Consider the following 17,397-nt stretch of genomic DNA (forward strand, 5'->3'; position numbering starts at 1 on the left):
CGTAGGCGGCTGATTGTCTCAGCTCCGGGCGTTCCTCGGACGAGGCACCTGCGGTGTTGGAGGAGCAGACATGCCTTTAGGAGTTCAGCTGAGCCGTGCCCGGTGGGTCGTGAGGGCCCGCCGGGCGATTGCCGCAGACCGACACGGACACCTTGCGTTCGATCTCGGCTGGGGCGCCGGAGTCAACAGTGGCCGCCCACGACTGGTCGCTCCCTGGGCGGTGCGGCCGCCAGCGAGGCCCGTCCCGAGAGTCTTCCAGTCGGCAGGGGGGCTCCGGTGAGTAGCTGGCAGCTGGAGGATGAGGACTTCTCAGCCAAGGACCATGCCGAGATTGGGCGCCGGATGAGCGAGTTGTTCGCCCAGTTTACGGCAATTGCCAACAGGTGTGGAACTGACGGCCGTTGGCGCGCGGGCACCAATGGCGCAATGGCGGAGCGGGCGCGGGCACAGGAGGTGATTGCTGAGCTCTCCCGGGCTTTGTCCACCGCCCGGCGGCAGCTCCGAGCCGTCGATGCGCGGGCTCGTCAGCGTCGCGCCGACTGCGCCTTCAGACCGTCCTCGAAGAACTGATTCCTCGGCAAACACAGACGCTCATCGCGGCCTTGCTCTCCCCCTAGCACGGCCGCCGTGAGCAGGCGGAGGTCTGCCACCACGCGTGCGGTGGCAGACCTTCGACCATCGCCTGTCCCTCTCACGTACTGAATCCTCACCTCAGCAGGCGATCCCCGGACATCCCCCGGCGGGTGGCCCACGACCCTGAGCAGGTCTTGGCCGCAGCCAATAGCTTCGCCGGTTGAGAGGGGCAGTGCTGTGAACGCTAGGAAGGCTCTTCCGGGGCCTCACTGGACAGAATGGCGGTGAGAATCGCAGTCATCGCGTCAGTCCCCGGGCTCAGATCCTCGGAAGTACGTGCTGCGATCTTGGTGATGCCGCGTGCCGCCGCTTCAGCTGCCCTGAGCAGATAGCTCAGCTGCTGAACGATGGGGCGAAGGCACACGGCAAGAGCTTCCCTGTCGGTGTACGAGCAGAAGCCTGGGAGTACGCCGAAGAATCGCTCCATGTGTGCGAGATTCTCCGGGCTCGGCTGCCGACCTTCGTTGAAGATGTAGTGCACGGTCTGCTTGCTGAGGTTGCCGCCCCGCGCTTGGACGCCTCGAGCGATCTCGCTGAAGAAGTACGGCCGGGGGACGCGGCGGCTGGGCCGCGGACTTGTGGGGTGCTTCAACCGGGTGTTGCGCAGGAAGACAAGGCGATTGAGCCGTCGGGTCTCCGCTGATTCCTGCGGTCCGTCCTCGGCGATGGCACCGCTGAGTAGGGCCCTGACCCGTTCCGGCGGCTCGACACCCGAAGCGTGACTGAGCTTCTCGGGGTTGAGGAGGTCTTCGAACATGCCGCGCACCGCAGGCGGCATCTTCTGTTCGATGGCTCGGAGTTCTTCAAGGAGTGCCGCGAGCTCGTCCTGAGGGGGGGACTCATGGGAGCTGGACGCTTCTCCCTGTGCCGTCTCGTCGGCGGGTTTGTTCACCTGGGGGCTCTCCGTGGCTGGCCGGCGGGACTGGAGGGGCTCCATGAGGCTACCTGGCGGTTGCCTCTGGCCTTGGGCGGCTGAAGAAATCGTATGGGTACGGACACCGCCAGCGCCAGGTTAGTTAATGATTATTGACACTTCGACCCACCCTGCTTCAGGATCTTCAGCAGGCGAAGATCGCGGTCCTGCGCCTTGGCCAGCGTGCATGGGCCACAACCAGCGGCTGCGCATCACTCAGCGATTCCAGTCGGCCCAGTTCCATGCTTACGCCCCGACGCCATCCAGGTCGCCCGGAACCATCTTGCGCACTGGGGCAGCCACGCGCAGGCCGGGTGGCTGCAGCAGGACGCCCAGCGCACTGTGACACGCGGCCTGTTGCGCCAAGCAGCCCCCGACCGAACCGCCGGCGTCCTGTCTGATCTCATCACCCGCAGTGTCAGCCCGGATGATGCTGTCGCGATCGCCGAACGCCTGCGCGGCATCGATCCTGAACGGCTGGCCAAAGCGGTCGAACGCAGAGACACACCCTCTTCACCGGAGCACGAGCAGGGAATCAGCGAGCTTCGCCGCATCCGGGAAGAGGTCCTGTTATGGACCAACTTCCTGGAGCAGACGCTCACCAGCACAGGCACCCGCGGCCAGGACCGAGTGATGCTGCTCGCCGCCGCCTACCTCGAGGACGCCCCTGTCGAAGTATGCATCAAGGCAGCAACCGAGTTCGGCGGCCGCGATGAGGCGGTCGCACGCCGGTACCGAGAAGGCCGCAGCCCTCGGCGTCGGCTGGGGGACGTCGGTGTCGACATCACTTCCAGCGACACAGCTGCATTCCACAGCCGCCCGGGCCTCGCCCGCTCCGCCATCCGCATGGACTGGCACCACTGGGCCGACGAACGAGACGCAACCACGGAGTGGCTCGCTCGCATTACCGCCCCCGACGGCGTCGCCAGAGCATGGACGGAGCAGATCGGATCCCGTCTGCTGGAGCTGTCCATCACAGAGGTCGAATCTCCCTTCTTCACCCTCCTCGACATCTGGGCCACCACCTCTTCCGACGAGCAATACCTCCGTATCGTCACCGCACTGATCGCCCAAGCCGCGGAGACGGAAGAACTCGCGCGGGATGCCCACAGACAACTGCTGGACTGGGCGAAAAAACCTGACGCGCATCGGCGAAAGGTTGTCGCCTGGGCATGCAACGGCCGGTATGGCATGCGATGGCCGCACATGGCTCTCGTCCGGCTACGCGCCAGCGGTCGACAGTGGCCGTCTGCGACGAGGTGGATCTTCGTGGTCAGTCCACCGCGGGAGCGTCCGAGGGCATGGTGCTCGGGCTCGCCGGGCGGGGCCCCTTTTGGCGGGCCCCGGCGGCGTGCTGGTGCGCACACACGATGGTGGAGTCGACCGCGACGATCCAGTCCAGGTCTCCTTCGGCGTCGGCCTGGGCGAGCAGGGCGGTGAAGACCTTCTCCCAGGTGCCGTCGGCGGCCCACTTCCGCAGCCGGTTGTGGGCGCCCTTCCACGAACCGAAGTGCTCGGGCAGGTCCATCCACGGCGTGCCGGTGCGGTACTTGAACGCGATCGCGTCGATCACCTGCCGGTGATCACGCCACCGCCCACCCCGCCGAGGGGTCCGATCCGGCAGCAACGGCTCGATACGGGCCCACTGGGCGTCAGTCAACGACACACCCCGACCAACGATCAGATGATTGAAAGAAACGGCCTAGGTGTGCTGTCCCGGGACTGATTGTGTCGGTTGGAAGCGGCAACGCGTGATGGTGAGTTCGGGGAACGCTTGATGCTGTTCGGCTGCAGAAATGTCGGCGAGTTTCAGCAACACCAGGGCTCATCAGGGGGGACCCGCTCGCGATATTCGAGTGAACGCGCGAGATAGGTGTGCATCGAAGTGCTGCGAAACCAGCGAAACGCGCTGGAGCGGGCTCCGGGCACGAGCGCCAAGATGGGAGAGGAGGAGATCCGGAATCTTCTTCTCATCGGACTGAACAGCCACTTCGAGGGCCAAGCTGCCGGCGAGGTCTTCAACAACACCGGCAAGACGGACATCCTCATCCGCGTACTGGACACGCTGCGTACCAAGTTCGGACGTATTGATAGTTCCGAAGCGCCGAACACGGCGAATGACCGAGCGGATCAGCTCGCGCTATCCGCGGCATGGGCGGACGGGTTGTCCTTGGGAAAACCATTGGTGCCCGGCTTGCTCCTCTGATGGACTGACGTCCCGCCGTGAGTCTGCTGTGTGACGGAGGTAGTGGTTGTGACGGAATATGACGTGCTTGCCGAGGTGTACGAATGGCTCATCTCGGATGCAAAGTTGCCTCCCGCCGAGTTCGCTGCGTCCTTCGATGACGTCCTCGGTCTCCTGCCGTCGAACGCTCACGTCCTCGACTGTTCGTGCGGAACCGGACAGTTGGCGGTTGGCCTCGCCGGTCGTGGCATGCAGGTTGTCGCAACTGACGCCAGCGAAGCGATGGTTCGCCGGACTGCAGAGCTGTCTGAGGAGTTCGGGGCCTCCGTCCGGGCCGTGCGGGCGAACTGGGAAGAGTTGCCCGATCATTTCGAGGACGACACGTTCGACATGGTGTTCTGCGTTGGCAACTCGCTTCACCATGCCGCGGGCGCGACAGGCAGGGGTGCTGCTCTGGAGTCGATGTCACGGCTTCTGCGCCCTGGCGGGCGCTTGGTGCTCACATCCCGCACTTGGGAACTCGTGAGGGCCAGAGGTTCCCGGCTGGACATCAGGGACCGACTCGTCCGACGAAACGGTCGCGATGCCGTCGTGGTCTACCGCTGGGAGATTGCGCCGCATTGGGAGGATGAGCACCACATCGAGATTGCGATCGCCCAAGTTGATGCGACTGGGCTGGTTCTTGTCCGCTCGGAACTGCTGTCCTGCTGGCCCTACCGGTACGAGGAACTCGAAGTCGAGCTGCACCGGGTCGGACTCCGGACGGAAGTGAGCACGTTCGATCTTGAGGCCGAGAACTACATGGTGGTCGCGAGCAAGGTATAGACACCGGGCTCTCAGTCCCTGGCAGGACCGCGCGGTTGCTCGCAGGACGCTTGCGCCCTCTCATCGGTGCGGGTTCAGGCGGTCAACGCTACGCCTCGGACGAGGAGTCATGCTGCGTGCATTACGGCGAGCGGACACGGCGGCCCGCGTAGCGCGCCCAGGGTTAACGCGGTGGCGCCGACCCGCTGGGCGGGACCCGATCGGAGCGGCAGGGCGACGAGGCATGGTACGGGTACGACGGCGGGTGACGCCCTGCAGACGAGCGGCGCGGCCGGAACGACGGGGCGGTGTGGCGGCCATGAAGATGTTGATACGGGCAGCAGGCAGCCGTTGCGCCGAGTGTTGCAAAGCTGTAGCAGTGCGTGGGCGCAAGCAGCCGCTGGCGGACGTTGAGCCGGACGCATGAGGCTCCGTGCAGTCATGGCAGCGCCCGGGGTTTCGTGTTTTGGCTTCCTTCACTTCAACCGACAGCGTTTGTTCGTGGGTTCCGGTGGCGTTCAGTGATCACCGGCACTCTGGATGTTCACGAGAAATAGCGGCAGCGGCACCGTCGTGGGCGTCCCGCTCGTAGACCTGCTTCGCAGATCGATCGTTCCGCGGAAAAGGAGCCGTGCTGTCTGCGGCAGAGGTGACACCATGCGGTGTCATGGCAAATGACAGCACCAGTACGTTTCAGGCGGGCCAGACGGGGCTCATCGTCCGGATCCCGGAGGCAGAGCCGGCCGTCCGCGGGTGGCGTGAACGGCTCGCCCCCTCAGCCCAGGCCGGGGTTCCAGCCCACATCACCGTGCTCTTCCCGTTCCTCGACGAGAGCGGAATAGACGCGGTCGTCTATTCCGCTCTCGCGGAGGTGTTGGGGAGCCACCAGGCATTCGACCTGCGGTTCGAGAGATGTGGGCGGCTCCCGGAAGTGCTCTATCTCGTCCCCGAGCCTGACACACAGCTGCGGCAGCTCACGGAGGCGATCGCTGATCGCTGGCCTGAGGCTCCTCCGTATGGCGGCCGGTTTGCCGAGATCGTGCCGCACCTGACCATCGCTCAAGGACCGGAAGACGCCGCCCTGGAGGAGATCGAGGCCGACCTCACCGGCAGGCTCCCGTCCACGTCTCATGTCTCGTCGGTTGAACTCATGGTGCACGACGGCGTGAAGTGGCAAGAACGGGCGTCGTTCACACTCGGAGGGACGCAGGTCATGAGGCTTGGCTGGCCCGCTGCCCTAGGGCAGTGGACCAGCGTGGGGCCAGTCAGCTGGCGTGAGCGTGCTCGGCGCGGGCTCGGGTGCCGGCGAGTCGGTAGGAGTCGGTGCCGGTCTCGATGATGGTTCCGTTGAAGGTGAGGCGGTCGACGATGGCCGCGCGGAGGCGGGGGTCGGTGAACATCTTGGTCCAGCCCCGCTCCGCCTGCCCACCCGTGTACATCAGTTCGTCCTCATCGACTTGGATCAGTCCGTCTTGAAGGGATCCAAGGCCAGAACCTCATGAATGTCGAGGAATCGGCACTCGCCGGTCTCACTGTGCACCGAAATGCAGTTGGGTCCGTAGTTGAAGTACTTCTCGTCCCGGGTTTCGATATACTTCACGGACTGGAAACCGAAATAGAAAAAGTCCCCCTTTTTCGTTGCGAATTCTCCGTTTCCGAAAAGTGCGACCTGATCGCTCCACTCTCCGAACTTCTGGCGCAGAGCCTCCGCCGCCAGCAGCTCCGCCTGCTCCATCGTGTACATCAGTTGGTCCTCATCAGCTTGAATATCTTATAAAGCATAGGATCGACGAACCCTGTCTACGCATCAGCGAAAAGCACACGGCCCTGGTGGTTCACCATGTTGAACACATGGCCTGCCGCGCCTGCTTCAGGTCGCGCAGCCACCAGACCTCGGGCCCCGTCGCCGGAATTCCGGATGTGATCGACCATGTCCCAGAATCCGGTTTCCGTGAACTGTCGTCCATACACGCTCTCCAGTCGATTGAGGGATTGGAGCGGAATGTCACCGGGGACAGCTCTGATGCCCTCACCGGCAAGGTACCGGTCGAACGCCTCGGCCACGTAGGTGCAGTTACTCATCCCTCCCTCCGGGTTGAAATGCGGTGCCAAGTGGGAAAGATTGGGTGTCTCGTACGGCTTGGGCGGGATCGGTGACTTCTGGGGGGCGAGTCCCAGGGGATCGCAGGAGACGGAAGGGCGGTCCACGTAGCCGACAGGGTTGGCCGCCGGAGCCAGGCCGAGGGGGTCCAGGCTGATGTAGTGGCCGATTTCGGGGTCGTAGTACCTGAGGTAGTTGTAATGGAGGCCTGTCTCGGGGTCGAAGCACTGTCCCGGAAAACGCAGCGGAGTGTAAGCGTGGCTCCGCACCGACCAGGACAGTTTTCCCCAGTTGGTGGCCCGGGCGCGCCAGGCGATGTCGCCGGACTCGTCGATCAGCTCGCACGGAGCACCCGAGAGATCGGACACGATCGCGAAGAAGCGGGCGTCTATCTCTTCCTGCGAGGCCGTGGCCATGGTCCGGCGCTCGCTCTGCGCAACCGCTTCGACCCCGTTGAGGTGCCACGTCAGGGTCACCGAGTCAGCTGAGTCCGCCCAGCTGGTCGCCTGCTCGCACAACGAGGTGCCGTCCCAGGTGAAGTCCACCTGTTCCAGTACGTCGACCCCGTTCTCGGCGATGCGCTGCTGCGGTACCGCATGACGTTGCCCGCGTGATCGCGTACCTCGGCGGGCAGACCGGCCGCGTCGCAGCGGATGGTGGTCACCCGGCCGTACTGGTCGCGCATCGTGGACACATGGCCGCGCTCGTCGTACGTGAAGAACGTCCGGCCGCCGGCTGAATCGGCCACCGAGGTCAGGTTCCCGCGCTCGTCGAACTCCTGGCGGAGCGTGCTGCCGTCCGGGCGCAATACACGCGTGAGCAGTCCGCGGGCATCGTAGGAGAGCGTCGTGCGCCGGCCGTCCGGACGGACGATCTCCGTCACGTTCCCCATGGCGTCGTACCGGCGGGACGTCGTGCGGCCGACGGCGTCGGTCTCGGACAGCAGGCGGTGGAACCGGTCGTGGGTGAAGCGCCGGGTGTGCCCCGCCGGGTCCACCGACCGGACCAGGGCGCAGTGCCGCCGGACGCCGTTATGTGTGCCCCGCTCGAGGCGGTGGACTGGTGGTGTTGTGGGACCGGGTGGGCCGGGCCACGGTGTCCCGGTCCGGCAGCTCGGGGCCGACGGGTGCCTGCCCTTGGGGGGTGCGGTGCGGGTGGTGGGGCGTGCCCGTGCAGTGGTCCGGGCTGGGTCACTCGGGCGGGTCGGTGTGCGTTCGAAGGTGCTGCCAGCAGCGGTGGACGTGCTGTTCGGCTTCTCGCACGGCAGAGGCGGCATCGTCCGGCGGTGCGGCCTCGGCGGGGTGTCGTGTCCAGCGACGGCGTGGGCGTGCTGTGCCGGTGGTGCGTTTGCGGCTGCTGTGCAGGACGGCGGTGCGGGTGATGAGGACCAGGGCGATGGCTGCGGCGGCCGTCAGGACGGCGGCCGCGTGCTGATCGGACATGGTGGTGTCCCTCGTGCTCGGTCGCGGGCCGGGCAGGAGACCGGCCGTCGCTTTTCCGGCCTCCTGCCTGGGCGGGTGTCAGCCGGGCCAGGTGCCGGTCAGGCGGCGGGTGGCGGCGGCGCCGGCACGGTCGACGGCGGCCTTGACCCCCGCGAAGATCGCGCCCTGCACCGTCGCGGCGAGCAGCGCTTCGCCCCAGGCGCGGTCCTCGTCGGTGGCGTCGGGGGCGTCCTCGTCGTGGCCGATCATCTTCCATGCCTGCTTGAACAGCGCGCCCGCGAGCATGCCGCTGACCGCTCCCAGGGCGAGACCGGCAGGCTTGTAGGCGATCTTCGATCCCTTCACCGTCTCACCCCTTGCGGCGGCACAGCAGCCACAGCACGACACCGGCGCCCACTGCCGTCAGCAGCAGGCCGCGGTTGTCCCGAGCCATCTGGGCCCCTTGGGCCGTCCTGGCCCGCACCGGCTCAGGTGCCTTGTCCTGGATGAGCTGGCCGGCCTGGGCTGCCTTCGCGCGGGCCTGCTCGGCGGCCTGGGAGGCCTTGTCCTTGACCGGGTCGGGCAGCTTGTCCTGCACCCGGGACGCGGCCGCGGCGGCCTTGGACTTCAGCTCCCCGGCCTTCAGCGCAGCCTGCTCCTTGACCTCGGCGGCCTTCTCCTGGGCACGCGCCTTGACATCGGTCTTGCCCGCGAGCCCCTCCACCGTCTCGCCGAGCTCGCGGCGGGTCTGCTCGACCTGCTCGCGCAGTTCGTCCGGGCTCTCGGCGATCGGCTCGTCGTGCGGCTGGGTCATCGCTTGGCACTCTCCTTGATCTCGGCCACATCGGCCTTCACGTTCTCAACTGTCAGCTCGGGTGTCGGTGGCGCGGCCTGGGCGACCTGCCTCTTCCCGGTCAGTGCCATCACCGCGGCGATCACACCCAGGACGGCGGTGACGATGAGGGCCGCGGCCCATACCGGCAGCACCACCGCCAGCGCGGCAATGACGGTGGCCACCAGCGCCTGAAGCATCAGGAAACCGACAAGGCCGGCGCCGCCGAACAGCCCGCCCCCCTTGCCGTACCGTTTGCCCTTCTCCTTCAGCTCCGCCTGCGCCAGGCGCAGCTCGCGTCGCACCAGCTCGGTCAGCTGCTGCGACGCGCGCTGCACCAGCTCTCCCACCGGCTCCGACCCCATGGCCTGCTGACCGGAACCAGGCGGCTGGATGCTCGACACGGTGATCACCTCCCGTCGTACACATGCCTCCAGGTCTTCCGGGCGCCGCAGCGCGCCCGCCCGGTGAGCACGCGGGTACCCGGAACACGGCAGTTCAGGACGGCTATCCGTCGAGGGTTAACTCAAGGCCGATAAGGGCCTACTCGCCCTTTTCCGTCCGTCGTAGTCGGCCGAACCGCACGCAGGGGCCGCATGGTGTGAAGGGGACGGCCGTGCGGGCCCGCTCCCGTATGCCGGGCAGCTGCCCGGCGGGGCGCTGCGGTTCCCCCTCAGGGACGATGACCCGGTGGTGCCGCAGTGCATGAGACGCTCAGGGGTCTGGAAAGAGGGCTTTGGCGCGTCAGCTGCGCCGGCGCAGGACGAGCTGTGGTGTGCGGCGGACGAGTTCGGCGCTGGTCAGGCCGATCACCGTGCCTGCGGCGACGTCGCTGGGGTAGTGGGCGTCGGACTGCACGCGCTCCACGGCGACCATGGCGGCCGGCAGGGCACACACCGCCCCGGCGGCCGGCCAGATCCGCGCGGCGGCCGTGGTGAAGGCGACAGCGGCGGCGGTGTGCCCGGAAGGGAACGACGACGACTCGGGCCGGTCGTCGACCTCGTCGTGGGGGAACCACTCCTTGGGCGGGCGGGGCCGGTCGGCGAGCTGCTTGCCCAGCCCGTTGGAGACCAGCTGCGCCAGCGCCATGGCCGCTGCTCCCGCGGCGGCCGCCGTCCGGCCGCGCCACCCGCCGGCCGCGGCCATCACCACGGCCGCGCCGCACCACAGTTTCGTGCTCTCCGCGGCCTCTTCCACCGCCGACAGCACCTTGCCGACCGTGGGCGGGATGCGGGAGGCGGCCTGCCGGGTCAGCACCCGGTCAGCATCGCGCAGCCCTGCCAGCACTCTCATGAGCCATAGGTATCCCGAACCGGCACGCCCACACCATGATCAGCCGTCCGTGCAGGCGGGTCAGGGCTGGTCCAGGCGGCGCACGTCTTCCTCGTCCCACTTCCTGGTGTCACGGGGCTGGGTGTAGGGCTCGGCCTCGGGCGGGTGCCCGCCGGCGATGGCCCGCTGCCGCACGCTCTCCGCGTCGAACTCCAGACCCAGCAGGATCGCCAGGTTGCTGATCCACAGCCACACCAGGAACACGATGACGCCGGCCATCGTGCCGTAGGTCTTGTTGTACGAGGCGAAGTTGGCGACGTAGAACGCGAAGCCGGCGGAGGCGGCCATCCAGACCACCAGCGCCAGGAAACTGCCCGGCGTGACCCAGCGGAAGCCCTTCACCTTGGCGTTCGGGCACGCCCAGTACAGGATCGCGATCATCGTCGTGACCAGGAGCACCAGCACCGGCCACTTCGCGATCGACCACAACGTCAGCGCACTGTCCCCGATGCCGAGGGCCTGCCCGGCCTGCCGCGCGATACCGCCGGTGAAGACCACGATCAGCGCGCTGACCACGGCGAGCACCATCAGCATCACCGTCACCGCGAGCCGGACCGGCAGCACCTTCCACACCGGCCGCCCTTCCGGCATGTCGTAGACGGCGTTGGAGGTGCGGATGAACGCCGCGACATAACCGGACGCCGACCACACCGCCAGCGCAAGACCGACGATCGCCATGACCGACCCGGTGCCGGCGTTGCCCTGCAACTGTTCCACCGCCCGCGTCATGATGTCGCGGGCCGAGCCGGGGGTGAGCTGCTTGAGGTTGTCCAGAACCTTCTCCGTGGCCGACTTGCCGGTCAGGCCCAGCAAAGAGACCAGAACCAGCAGGGCCGGGAACAACGACAGCACCCCGTAGTACGTCAGCGCCGCGGCACGGTCGGTCAGCTCGTCGTCCTTGAACTCGCGCAGGCTCCCCTTGAGCACCGCGCCCCACGCCGGCTTCGGCAGCTTCGTCGGCCCGTCCGGCGCCGCCCGCTCCACCTCCCGATCCGGCCCGGCCTCCTCCGGCGCCGGCACCCGGAAAGCCGGATCCTTATCACTGTCCCGATGGTCTTTCCACCCTGGAAGATGCAACCTCGCCATGCCCGGTGGGTAACCCCGCACGGCAGCCTCAAGCCCATCGCTGCCGCCCGCAGCCCAGCACCAGGAACAAGCAACCACACCGAGCCGAACCGACTTCGCGGCGCTGATGAGGCCGCGTGACGTGATCGACTAGCGGCCGGTGACCGGGTAACGGGCCACTCCCTGCCGCCCTGAATCACCCGCAGGTGACGAGGGCGGGGGTGACGAGGCCCCTGCAGCTGCTCTTGCTTCGATCGCCAGGTAAGCCCCGCACTGGCCGCGTGGTCAGCAACGGCACCGAGGGCACCTCCCGCAGCGGCCAGGCTGCCCGCGCCGCCCACCACGACACGCTGATCGACGGAGTTCCTCTACCTGGCCAGACCGACCGTCAAGGCCGGACCCGTCGGCTGACTCTCGCCGAAGCGCACGCCGAGGTTCTCCGCCTGATCTAGTGCATCGACAAGGACGCCGCCACCTGGCTCGGGCAGAACAGCCGTGGCCCCGAATTCCTTCGCACCCGTCCGTGACACCTCGACCTCGCGGTTGGCCCCGGTGGTACGCAGCCGCAGCCCCGGCCCGTGCCCCATGGAAGCGGGCGACCGACGCTGAACGCATGGCGCCACAGCCCAACGGTGCACGGCGCGTCGCCTCCAGCCTGATGCCGCCGCCCCTACGTCGAACGCGCGCCTACAAGCTGCGCCGACTGCGGAACGGCGTGGCGGCGCGTTCGCTCACAGACTGAGAGGAGGCCGCGTATGCCTGGGCCGGACCTGCCGCCGGCAGCGGAGCCCATGACCACTCAAGCGTTGCTGTACCGGTGGTCCACCGCCACACAGAAGGTGGAGCTCCTCCACGGCGTGCTCATCTTCGTCGGCGACTTCGACGAGAGGGACCTGGCCACGGCAAGGCGTGCTTACCCAGGCCGTCGTCCGGTGCTCAATGCCGACGGCGGCCCGGAGGTCACCCAGCCGGACCCGGGCAGCCTGCGCCGCTCGTAGGTGGTCCGGGCCTCTGCTGAGCCCGTCACCCGTACGGCCGGTGGTCGTTTCCGGTGTGGATCTGCATACCGGATGCGAAGGAGGCCCCGTGGGCCCGTCGTTTGTGATCGAGCGGCTTGAGTTCCAGCGCGGCGACGTCTGGTACGCCCGCCATTTCAGGGGCCTGGTGACCTTCCTCGTGGGCCACTCCAAGGCAGGAAAGTCCACCGCGCTCGAGGCGCTGCTCTACCCGTTGGGTCTGCTGACGGCAACGGTCATGCCGGAGGTCCGCAGCTGCGCGTACGTCCGGCTGGTCTTCCGCATCGCGGGCACCCGCCGGCAGGCCACCCGCAGTGGATCCAACCCGCGGGCCCGGGTGTCTTCGAAGAACCTCGACGATCAGGACGAGATCGAGCACCTGCTGCCGGTGACGAGCACGAAGCCCGGCGAGACGACAGCCGGGGCCTTCGTCCAGGACCTGCTCGGCCTGCCCGCCGCCGTGCGCGGGGCAACCCGTGTCGGGCTGGACGAGGGCGCGGCAGACCAGCGTGAGCAGCAGATCGCCGCGGCCCGTGCGAAGGTGGAGCGGCTGCGGCTCAGGCTGCGCACCCTGGAGGAAGCCGCCCTCGCCGCCGCTGCGGAGGCAGCAAAGGCCGACGCCGCAGCCGCTGACGCTCTCGCCGCCCGCGACGCCTACGACGAAGGCCAGCTCCAGCCCGCCCACAAGGCCGCGCAGCAGGCTGAGAAAGAGGCCCACGGCCTCAGCCGCGACGTCGCCCAGCTCCAGGAACGCCTGGATTCGGCCGACTACATCAGCGCCCAGGAGAAGGCCATCCAGACGGCCAAAGAGCGGATGGAAGCGGCGCAGGCCGCCCGGGACGCCGCGGTCACCGCCCACGACGTGCGCCGCAAAGAAGTCACCGCACACTGGTCGGAGTTCTTCCTCGCCCGGCTGCAGCAGATCAACCCCGACGTCGAGACAGCCTTCATCGACCCCAGCGACTTCACCACCCGCGTCAAGGAGCGCCACACCGCCGACAAGACCTTCGCCGAGAGCTCGGTCGCCGGCAGCCCGAAGGTGGCCACCAACGTCGCGCTGCTCCTGGCCCTGCGCGACCTCGGCCGCGTCGACCCCGCCGTCCGCGTGCCCCCGCTGATGATCATCGACTCCCCCCTGGCCGGCCTCGGAGCACAGGGCCTGGACCATGCCACCGGGCTACGTCTGATCGACACCCTCATCGACATCGCCAACGACGCCTCCCCCGACGGCTACGCCTGCCAGGTCATCGCCGCCACCAACGACCCTCTCCCCCGCCCCTACCCGGGCGTACGGGAAATCAGTATCGACACCGACAACCGGTTCTTCGACCACGCACCCCGCCGCGACCAGAACAAGTACCGCATGCCGGACCAGGACCGTACTGGGTGGACTTCCCCCAGTTCGCACACTGCGACGCGTCCAAGGTGACCGTTACCTGCACGGTCCCCAAGCCGTGACGAGTTACTGACCACTGGTGGGGCACAGCAACACAGTGCTGTGCCCCACCAGTCCCATCATGCGCGGAAGGAGAACACGGCAGTGCCCGACAATCTTGCATGGATCGCCGATGCCTGGCACAGCGCCCACCTGAACCCGACCGACCTGTACATCACCTGCGCCCGCGGCCTCAGCCCTCACCAGCTGGCCGAGCGCCTGGCCGACCATCAACCTGTCGAAGTCAGGCCTGCCCTCACCATCCAGGAAGCGTCCAGCATGGTCGACCTCACGCACATCTACTGCGTCGGCCGCGTCGGCCACAGCGGCAACTGGTCGTTCATCGTCGAATCCGGGGGCAGCGAAGGCTGGTCCCTCGACCCGGCCGTGTCCCGCGGCGCCGAAGTTCTGATCTTCGACCCACGGCCCGATGATCCGCCCTCCTTCTTCAGGTACCTCGCCGACGGTGAGGTACAGCTGCACTTCGAACTGGGCTCCGGCTATCACCCCGCTGGGACCCGGCCTGCCCTGCTGCGCCCGGCGCTGGAAGCGGCCGGAGTCATCCCACCGGAGGGCTTCATCGAGGACTTGCTCGGTGAGGACCAGGAGCTGTCCGCGGTCGATGAGAAGCGCCGGGTGCTGGAGGTCATCGGTGAACACTTCGGGCTGTCACTGCCGCGGCAGGAGATCGAGCACGGGCAGCTACCCGCCGTGGTTACGCGGACCTCGCCTCCTTCTTCCTGGTGACCTCCGCTCAGAAGTCATGCGAGCGGAAGCGCGTCCGCCAAGTGTCACCAGACGATCGGCGCGGCGAGAGTGACGCTCGGCAGACAGCGTCCGTGGCGTTTCGCGCGCTCCCCCTGCTTGGTTGTCCCCTCCCGCCTACGATCGCAGGGTCGGTGCTGTCGAGGAGCGGATGGTGGGGGCGGGTCCAACCCCACCGGTCCAACTGGTTGTCACTTCCCGTCTCCTGCACACCGTTCGAGGATATCTGGGGAGTCCCTCGCCGGACGCTGCGCGGCTGTGCCGGGCGGTGCTGCGGCGCACGACGGGCCACGGGGCGAGCGAAGGAGAAAAGCGGATGTCGGCCGACTTGGCGGGTTTCCTCGGTGTCGTTCTGGTGGCCTACTTGGTTCCCGGCCCCGACTTCCTGGTGGTGGTGCGCTCCGCGGCCGAGCACCCCGCCAGGGGACGGGCCGCGGCGCTGGGCGCCCAGACCGGGCTGTGCGTGCACATGCTCGCCGCAGCTACAGGGCTGTCGCTGATCGCTGCCCGCTCCCCCGTGGTCTACGACGCCATCAAGCTGCTCGGCGCGGCCTACCTGGTCTACCTCGGAATCCGGGCGGTCCTGGCAGCCCGGCGCGCCGCCCGTGAGCGCCGCGCCGAGACAGCGGGGGCAGACGGCCCGGTGGGGCTTACCGCTCCGCGGACCTCGGCCACGGACGAGCCGTCCCGCGCCCGGTGGCGGTCCGGTTTCACCCAGGGCTTCCTCACCAATGTGCTCAATCCCAAGGCGGCGCTGTTCTTCCTCAGCATCCTGCCGCAGTTCGTCCACGGCGGCGGCTCGACGGCGCGGCAAGTCTTCTTCCTCGGCATCCTCGACGTCCTCATCGGCGTGGTCTACTGGTTCGCCCTCGTCGCCGTCGCCGCACGGCTTCGTGCCTTCCTCGCCCGCCCGAAGATCCGCCACCGCTGGGAGCTGACGACCGGCTGGCTGTTCATCGCCATCGGCATCGGTGTCGCCGCCGCCTGAGACAGCTTTTCGCGCCGCCGATGCCGACGTCTCGCCGTAGCGGTCGATGTGGTCGTACACGCTCTGGTGTCAGCGGCGAGTCGGTTGCAGGCTCTGGACGCGGTCGAGATCGCCGGCGAGCAGGCTCCAGTGGCTGATGGTGAAGTCTCCGTTGAGCTGGAGACCTAGCCCCAAGTCGAAGATCAAGCCCAGACCTGCGCGCTCGTCGATGTCGCGGGCGCTGGTCTCCATCGACGCAGGCCGGTTGGTGCTGCGTTCGAGGCGCGGTTCTGAGATGGCGCCGGCCTTTCCGGAGGTCGTGGCGGGGGGCCACCCAGCCGGTACGACGACGAAGGGCGCCTTCAGTACGTCGGCCGCACCACCACGCTCGCCCGGTCAGCCGGTACGGCGGTCGCCGGGAGGCCCGCGCCGGGCTCGGCGCGGGCCTCCATGGACGGGCTGGCCTTCTCCGCCGGGTGGGCAACAGCCAGACGCTGGACGTCACGCTGGTGGAACCCGAGCTGGTGGTGGAAGTCGGCGTCGACGTCGCCCGCGACGCCTCCGGCCGCTGGCGGCACGCTGGCACTGGGCGCGTCGATCAGCACCGAGCGGGTGACCTGGCGGCGGGAGGCGCCGACCGCGCGCAGCAGCGTCCGACCTCTCCCCCGCCGCCCCCCGGCTGGTCACCGGCGAACCGACCGCGGCACTGGCGCATCAAGCTCAACATCACCAGCTTCAACCGCACTGCCGGTAACTGACTGGGCCAAAGGCGTCCGGACCGTGGAACGTCGGCGAGGTGGCCGCCGGCTCCCGCACGCACGTGGTTTCCACGCTCGCACGCGGCCAGGGCCGGGGCCTGCAGAGCAGGGAATTCCCGCTCTCTGACCGCGGCTCTCCCCTCTTGGCCCGCTCCTCACGGACAGGAACCGGCACGGCCAGACGTTTGTTCGGGCGCGAATGGTGCAGACGATGAGCTGACACAGCCTTTATATGAAGCGGAGGCACCATGGGCATCATCGCGTGGATCATCATCGGCCTGCTCGCCGGCGTCATCGCCAAGGCCCTGATGCCGGGCAAGGACCCCGGCGGCATCATCATCACCATGCTCATCGGCATCGCCGGCGGTCTGCTCGGCGGCTGGCTCGGCAAGGTCATCTTCGGCGTCGACTCCATCGACGGGTTCTTCGAGCTCTCCACCTGGATCGCCGCGATCGCCGGCTCCGTCATCCTGCTCGCCCTCTACCGCCTCGTCACCGGCAACCGGCACTCGCACCGACACGCATGACCCGCTGAAGGCATAACACCTCCGGCCACACCTGGACGGCTCCCTTCCCTGTACGCAGGACGGGAGCCGTCAGCATGTACGACCGGGCCACCCGGTAGCCCACCTGCCGGTTGCCATCGACCGCGTCCACCACGTCCTGCCCGCCCGTCCGACCGGATGCCTGTGCTGCCCGGTGGCATGATCGTGCTTCTCGTGGGCAGCGACTGGCGTGTCATGCGCTCCGGCTGAACTCGTTTCCCGGGTGGGCTCCTGCCTGGCCCAGGCCGGCTTTCAGGTGCTGGGCGACGCGGACAGCGGGATTCCGGGGCTGCGGATGACCGCAGTGCCTGCAGGCGCTTTGGTCAGCTGGACGGCCTCAGGCGGATTACCGCGCTCTGCAAGCCGCCGTAGCGGGACTGCAGGTCTCGTACCGGTGCGTCGCGCCGGCCGCGGGTGAAGGCAGTCTGGGTCAACGAGCGCCTCCACCGCGCCGGCCAGGCCTCGGTCTACGCGGTGGACCCACAGCTGACCCGGATCACCGCCAACGGCCTGTGGTCGCGCCGCCTCAACCGCCCCGGCCGGTGCCGGGGCTACGTCTGCACCTGCTGGTCGACCTGAGCGCGAACCCAGACGGGACGCTGCACCACCATCCGGGCAGGCCGCC

21 protein-coding genes and 2 pseudogenes are annotated in these 17,397 nt (G+C 67.9%); 9 read left to right on the plus strand and 14 right to left on the minus strand.

Annotation, left to right across the window (positions count from 1 at the left end; genetic code table 11):
• Window positions 1-817 precede the first annotated feature (817 nt).
• Both ACIG0D_RS22100 and ACIG0D_RS22105 read right to left on the minus strand, forming a co-directional pair.
• Window positions 818-1,525 (minus strand): hypothetical protein, encoded by a 708-nt coding sequence (locus tag ACIG0D_RS22100; protein WP_399803404.1) that lies wholly within the window; start codon window positions 1,523-1,525, stop codon window positions 818-820.
• A 1,250-nt stretch (window positions 1,526-2,775) separates the two neighbouring features.
• Window positions 2,776-3,227 (minus strand): annotated as a pseudogene (locus tag ACIG0D_RS22105) (IS5 family transposase); the annotation flags it as partial.
• Between the two features lie 192 nt (window positions 3,228-3,419).
• Between ACIG0D_RS22105 and ACIG0D_RS22110 the strand changes: the two are divergent.
• The 3 genes from ACIG0D_RS22110 to ACIG0D_RS22120 all read left to right on the plus strand — a co-directional run bounded on the left by ACIG0D_RS22110 (window position 3,420) and on the right by ACIG0D_RS22120 (window position 5,874).
• A complete protein-coding gene (locus ACIG0D_RS22110; RefSeq protein WP_399803407.1) occupies window positions 3,420-3,752 on the plus strand; it encodes a hypothetical protein in 333 nt (110 codons plus the stop codon).
• Window positions 3,753-3,800: 48 nt separating this feature from the next.
• Window positions 3,801-4,556, plus strand: a complete 756-nt coding sequence (locus ACIG0D_RS22115) for a class I SAM-dependent methyltransferase (protein ID WP_399804120.1) — start codon at window positions 3,801-3,803, stop codon at window positions 4,554-4,556.
• A gap of 646 nt (window positions 4,557-5,202) precedes the next feature.
• Window positions 5,203-5,874, plus strand: a complete 672-nt coding sequence (locus tag ACIG0D_RS22120; protein WP_399803410.1) for a 2'-5' RNA ligase family protein — start codon at window positions 5,203-5,205, stop codon at window positions 5,872-5,874.
• On the opposite strand, the pseudogene ACIG0D_RS22125 reads toward ACIG0D_RS22120, so the two are convergent.
• From ACIG0D_RS22125 to ACIG0D_RS22170, 10 genes and pseudogenes are all read right to left on the minus strand, one after another.
• Window positions 5,801-5,956: pseudogene (locus tag ACIG0D_RS22125) on the minus strand (ATP-binding protein); the annotation flags it as partial. The gene ACIG0D_RS22120 and the pseudogene ACIG0D_RS22125 sit on opposite strands and share 74 nt — an antisense overlap.
• A gap of 41 nt (window positions 5,957-5,997) precedes the next feature.
• Window positions 5,998-6,279 carry a hypothetical protein gene (locus ACIG0D_RS22130; RefSeq protein WP_399803413.1) on the minus strand — a complete coding sequence of 94 codons (282 nt, stop codon included), beginning with the start codon at window positions 6,277-6,279 and terminating at the stop codon, window positions 5,998-6,000.
• A 56-nt stretch (window positions 6,280-6,335) separates the two neighbouring features.
• The gene (locus ACIG0D_RS22135) at window positions 6,336-7,112 is read right to left on the minus strand and encodes an RHS repeat-associated core domain-containing protein (RefSeq protein WP_399804123.1); all 777 of its coding nucleotides are present in this window, start codon (window positions 7,110-7,112) and stop codon (window positions 6,336-6,338) included.
• Entirely contained in the window at window positions 7,109-7,633 is a 525-nt protein-coding gene (locus tag ACIG0D_RS22140; protein ID WP_399803416.1) for a hypothetical protein, read from the minus strand. Before ACIG0D_RS22140 ends, ACIG0D_RS22135 begins: the two co-directional genes overlap by 4 nt.
• Window positions 7,634-7,826: 193 nt before the next feature.
• Window positions 7,827-8,078, minus strand: a complete 252-nt coding sequence (locus ACIG0D_RS22145; RefSeq protein ID WP_399803419.1) for a hypothetical protein — start codon at window positions 8,076-8,078, stop codon at window positions 7,827-7,829.
• Between the two features lie 78 nt (window positions 8,079-8,156).
• Window positions 8,157-8,423, minus strand: a complete 267-nt coding sequence (locus ACIG0D_RS22150) for a DUF4235 domain-containing protein (RefSeq protein ID WP_399803422.1) — start codon at window positions 8,421-8,423, stop codon at window positions 8,157-8,159.
• Between the two features lie 4 nt (window positions 8,424-8,427).
• A complete protein-coding gene (locus ACIG0D_RS22155) occupies window positions 8,428-8,871 on the minus strand; it encodes a DUF3618 domain-containing protein (RefSeq protein ID WP_399803425.1) in 444 nt (147 codons plus the stop codon).
• Entirely contained in the window at window positions 8,868-9,254 is a 387-nt protein-coding gene (locus tag ACIG0D_RS22160; protein ID WP_399804126.1) for a phage holin family protein, read from the minus strand. The genes ACIG0D_RS22155 and ACIG0D_RS22160 overlap by 4 nt, the downstream gene beginning before the upstream one ends.
• 379 nt (window positions 9,255-9,633) lie before the next feature.
• Window positions 9,634-10,182, minus strand: a complete 549-nt coding sequence (locus tag ACIG0D_RS22165; protein WP_399803428.1) for a phosphatase PAP2 family protein — start codon at window positions 10,180-10,182, stop codon at window positions 9,634-9,636.
• Window positions 10,183-10,242: 60 nt separating this feature from the next.
• Complete coding sequence (locus tag ACIG0D_RS22170; protein WP_399803431.1) at window positions 10,243-11,307, minus strand: YihY/virulence factor BrkB family protein; 1,065 nt, start codon at window positions 11,305-11,307, stop codon at window positions 10,243-10,245.
• A gap of 770 nt (window positions 11,308-12,077) precedes the next feature.
• Between ACIG0D_RS22170 and ACIG0D_RS22175 the strand changes: the two genes are divergently transcribed.
• The 4 genes from ACIG0D_RS22175 to ACIG0D_RS22190 all read left to right on the plus strand — a co-directional run bounded on the left by ACIG0D_RS22175 (window position 12,078) and on the right by ACIG0D_RS22190 (window position 15,490).
• The gene (locus ACIG0D_RS22175) at window positions 12,078-12,284 is read left to right on the plus strand and encodes a hypothetical protein (protein ID WP_399803434.1); all 207 of its coding nucleotides are present in this window, start codon (window positions 12,078-12,080) and stop codon (window positions 12,282-12,284) included.
• Window positions 12,285-12,372: 88 nt separating this feature from the next.
• Window positions 12,373-13,731 (plus strand): hypothetical protein, encoded by a 1,359-nt coding sequence (locus tag ACIG0D_RS22180; protein WP_399803437.1) that lies wholly within the window; start codon window positions 12,373-12,375, stop codon window positions 13,729-13,731.
• A 69-nt stretch (window positions 13,732-13,800) separates the two neighbouring features.
• Window positions 13,801-14,484 carry a DUF6461 domain-containing protein gene (locus tag ACIG0D_RS22185; protein ID WP_399803440.1) on the plus strand — a complete coding sequence of 228 codons (684 nt, stop codon included), beginning with the start codon at window positions 13,801-13,803 and terminating at the stop codon, window positions 14,482-14,484.
• 334 nt (window positions 14,485-14,818) lie between these two features.
• Window positions 14,819-15,490, plus strand: coding sequence for a LysE family translocator (locus ACIG0D_RS22190; protein WP_399803442.1), 672 nt, complete (start codon window positions 14,819-14,821; stop codon window positions 15,488-15,490).
• A gap of 69 nt (window positions 15,491-15,559) precedes the next feature.
• Here ACIG0D_RS22190 and ACIG0D_RS22195 read toward each other — a convergent pair whose 3' ends face one another.
• Both ACIG0D_RS22195 and ACIG0D_RS22200 read right to left on the minus strand, forming a co-directional pair.
• Complete coding sequence (locus ACIG0D_RS22195; RefSeq protein ID WP_399803445.1) at window positions 15,560-15,721, minus strand: hypothetical protein; 162 nt, start codon at window positions 15,719-15,721, stop codon at window positions 15,560-15,562.
• Window positions 15,722-15,831: 110 nt separating this feature from the next.
• On the minus strand, window positions 15,832-16,047 hold the full coding sequence (locus tag ACIG0D_RS22200; RefSeq protein ID WP_399803448.1) for a hypothetical protein: 216 nt from the start codon (window positions 16,045-16,047) through the stop codon (window positions 15,832-15,834).
• Window positions 16,048-16,475: 428 nt separating this feature from the next.
• Between ACIG0D_RS22200 and ACIG0D_RS22205 the strand changes: the two genes are divergently transcribed.
• Window positions 16,476-16,754: a GlsB/YeaQ/YmgE family stress response membrane protein gene (locus tag ACIG0D_RS22205; protein ID WP_399803451.1), complete on the plus strand. Its 279-nt coding sequence runs from the start codon at window positions 16,476-16,478 to the stop codon at window positions 16,752-16,754.
• Window positions 16,755-17,186: 432 nt separating this feature from the next.
• Window positions 17,187-17,351, plus strand: coding sequence for a hypothetical protein (locus ACIG0D_RS22210; protein WP_399803454.1), 165 nt, complete (start codon window positions 17,187-17,189; stop codon window positions 17,349-17,351).
• The last annotated feature ends 46 nt before the right edge of the window (window positions 17,352-17,397 follow it).

The organism is Streptomyces sp. NPDC052773, assembly GCF_044547145.1.
GTDB lineage: Bacteria > Actinomycetota > Actinomycetes > Streptomycetales > Streptomycetaceae > Streptomyces.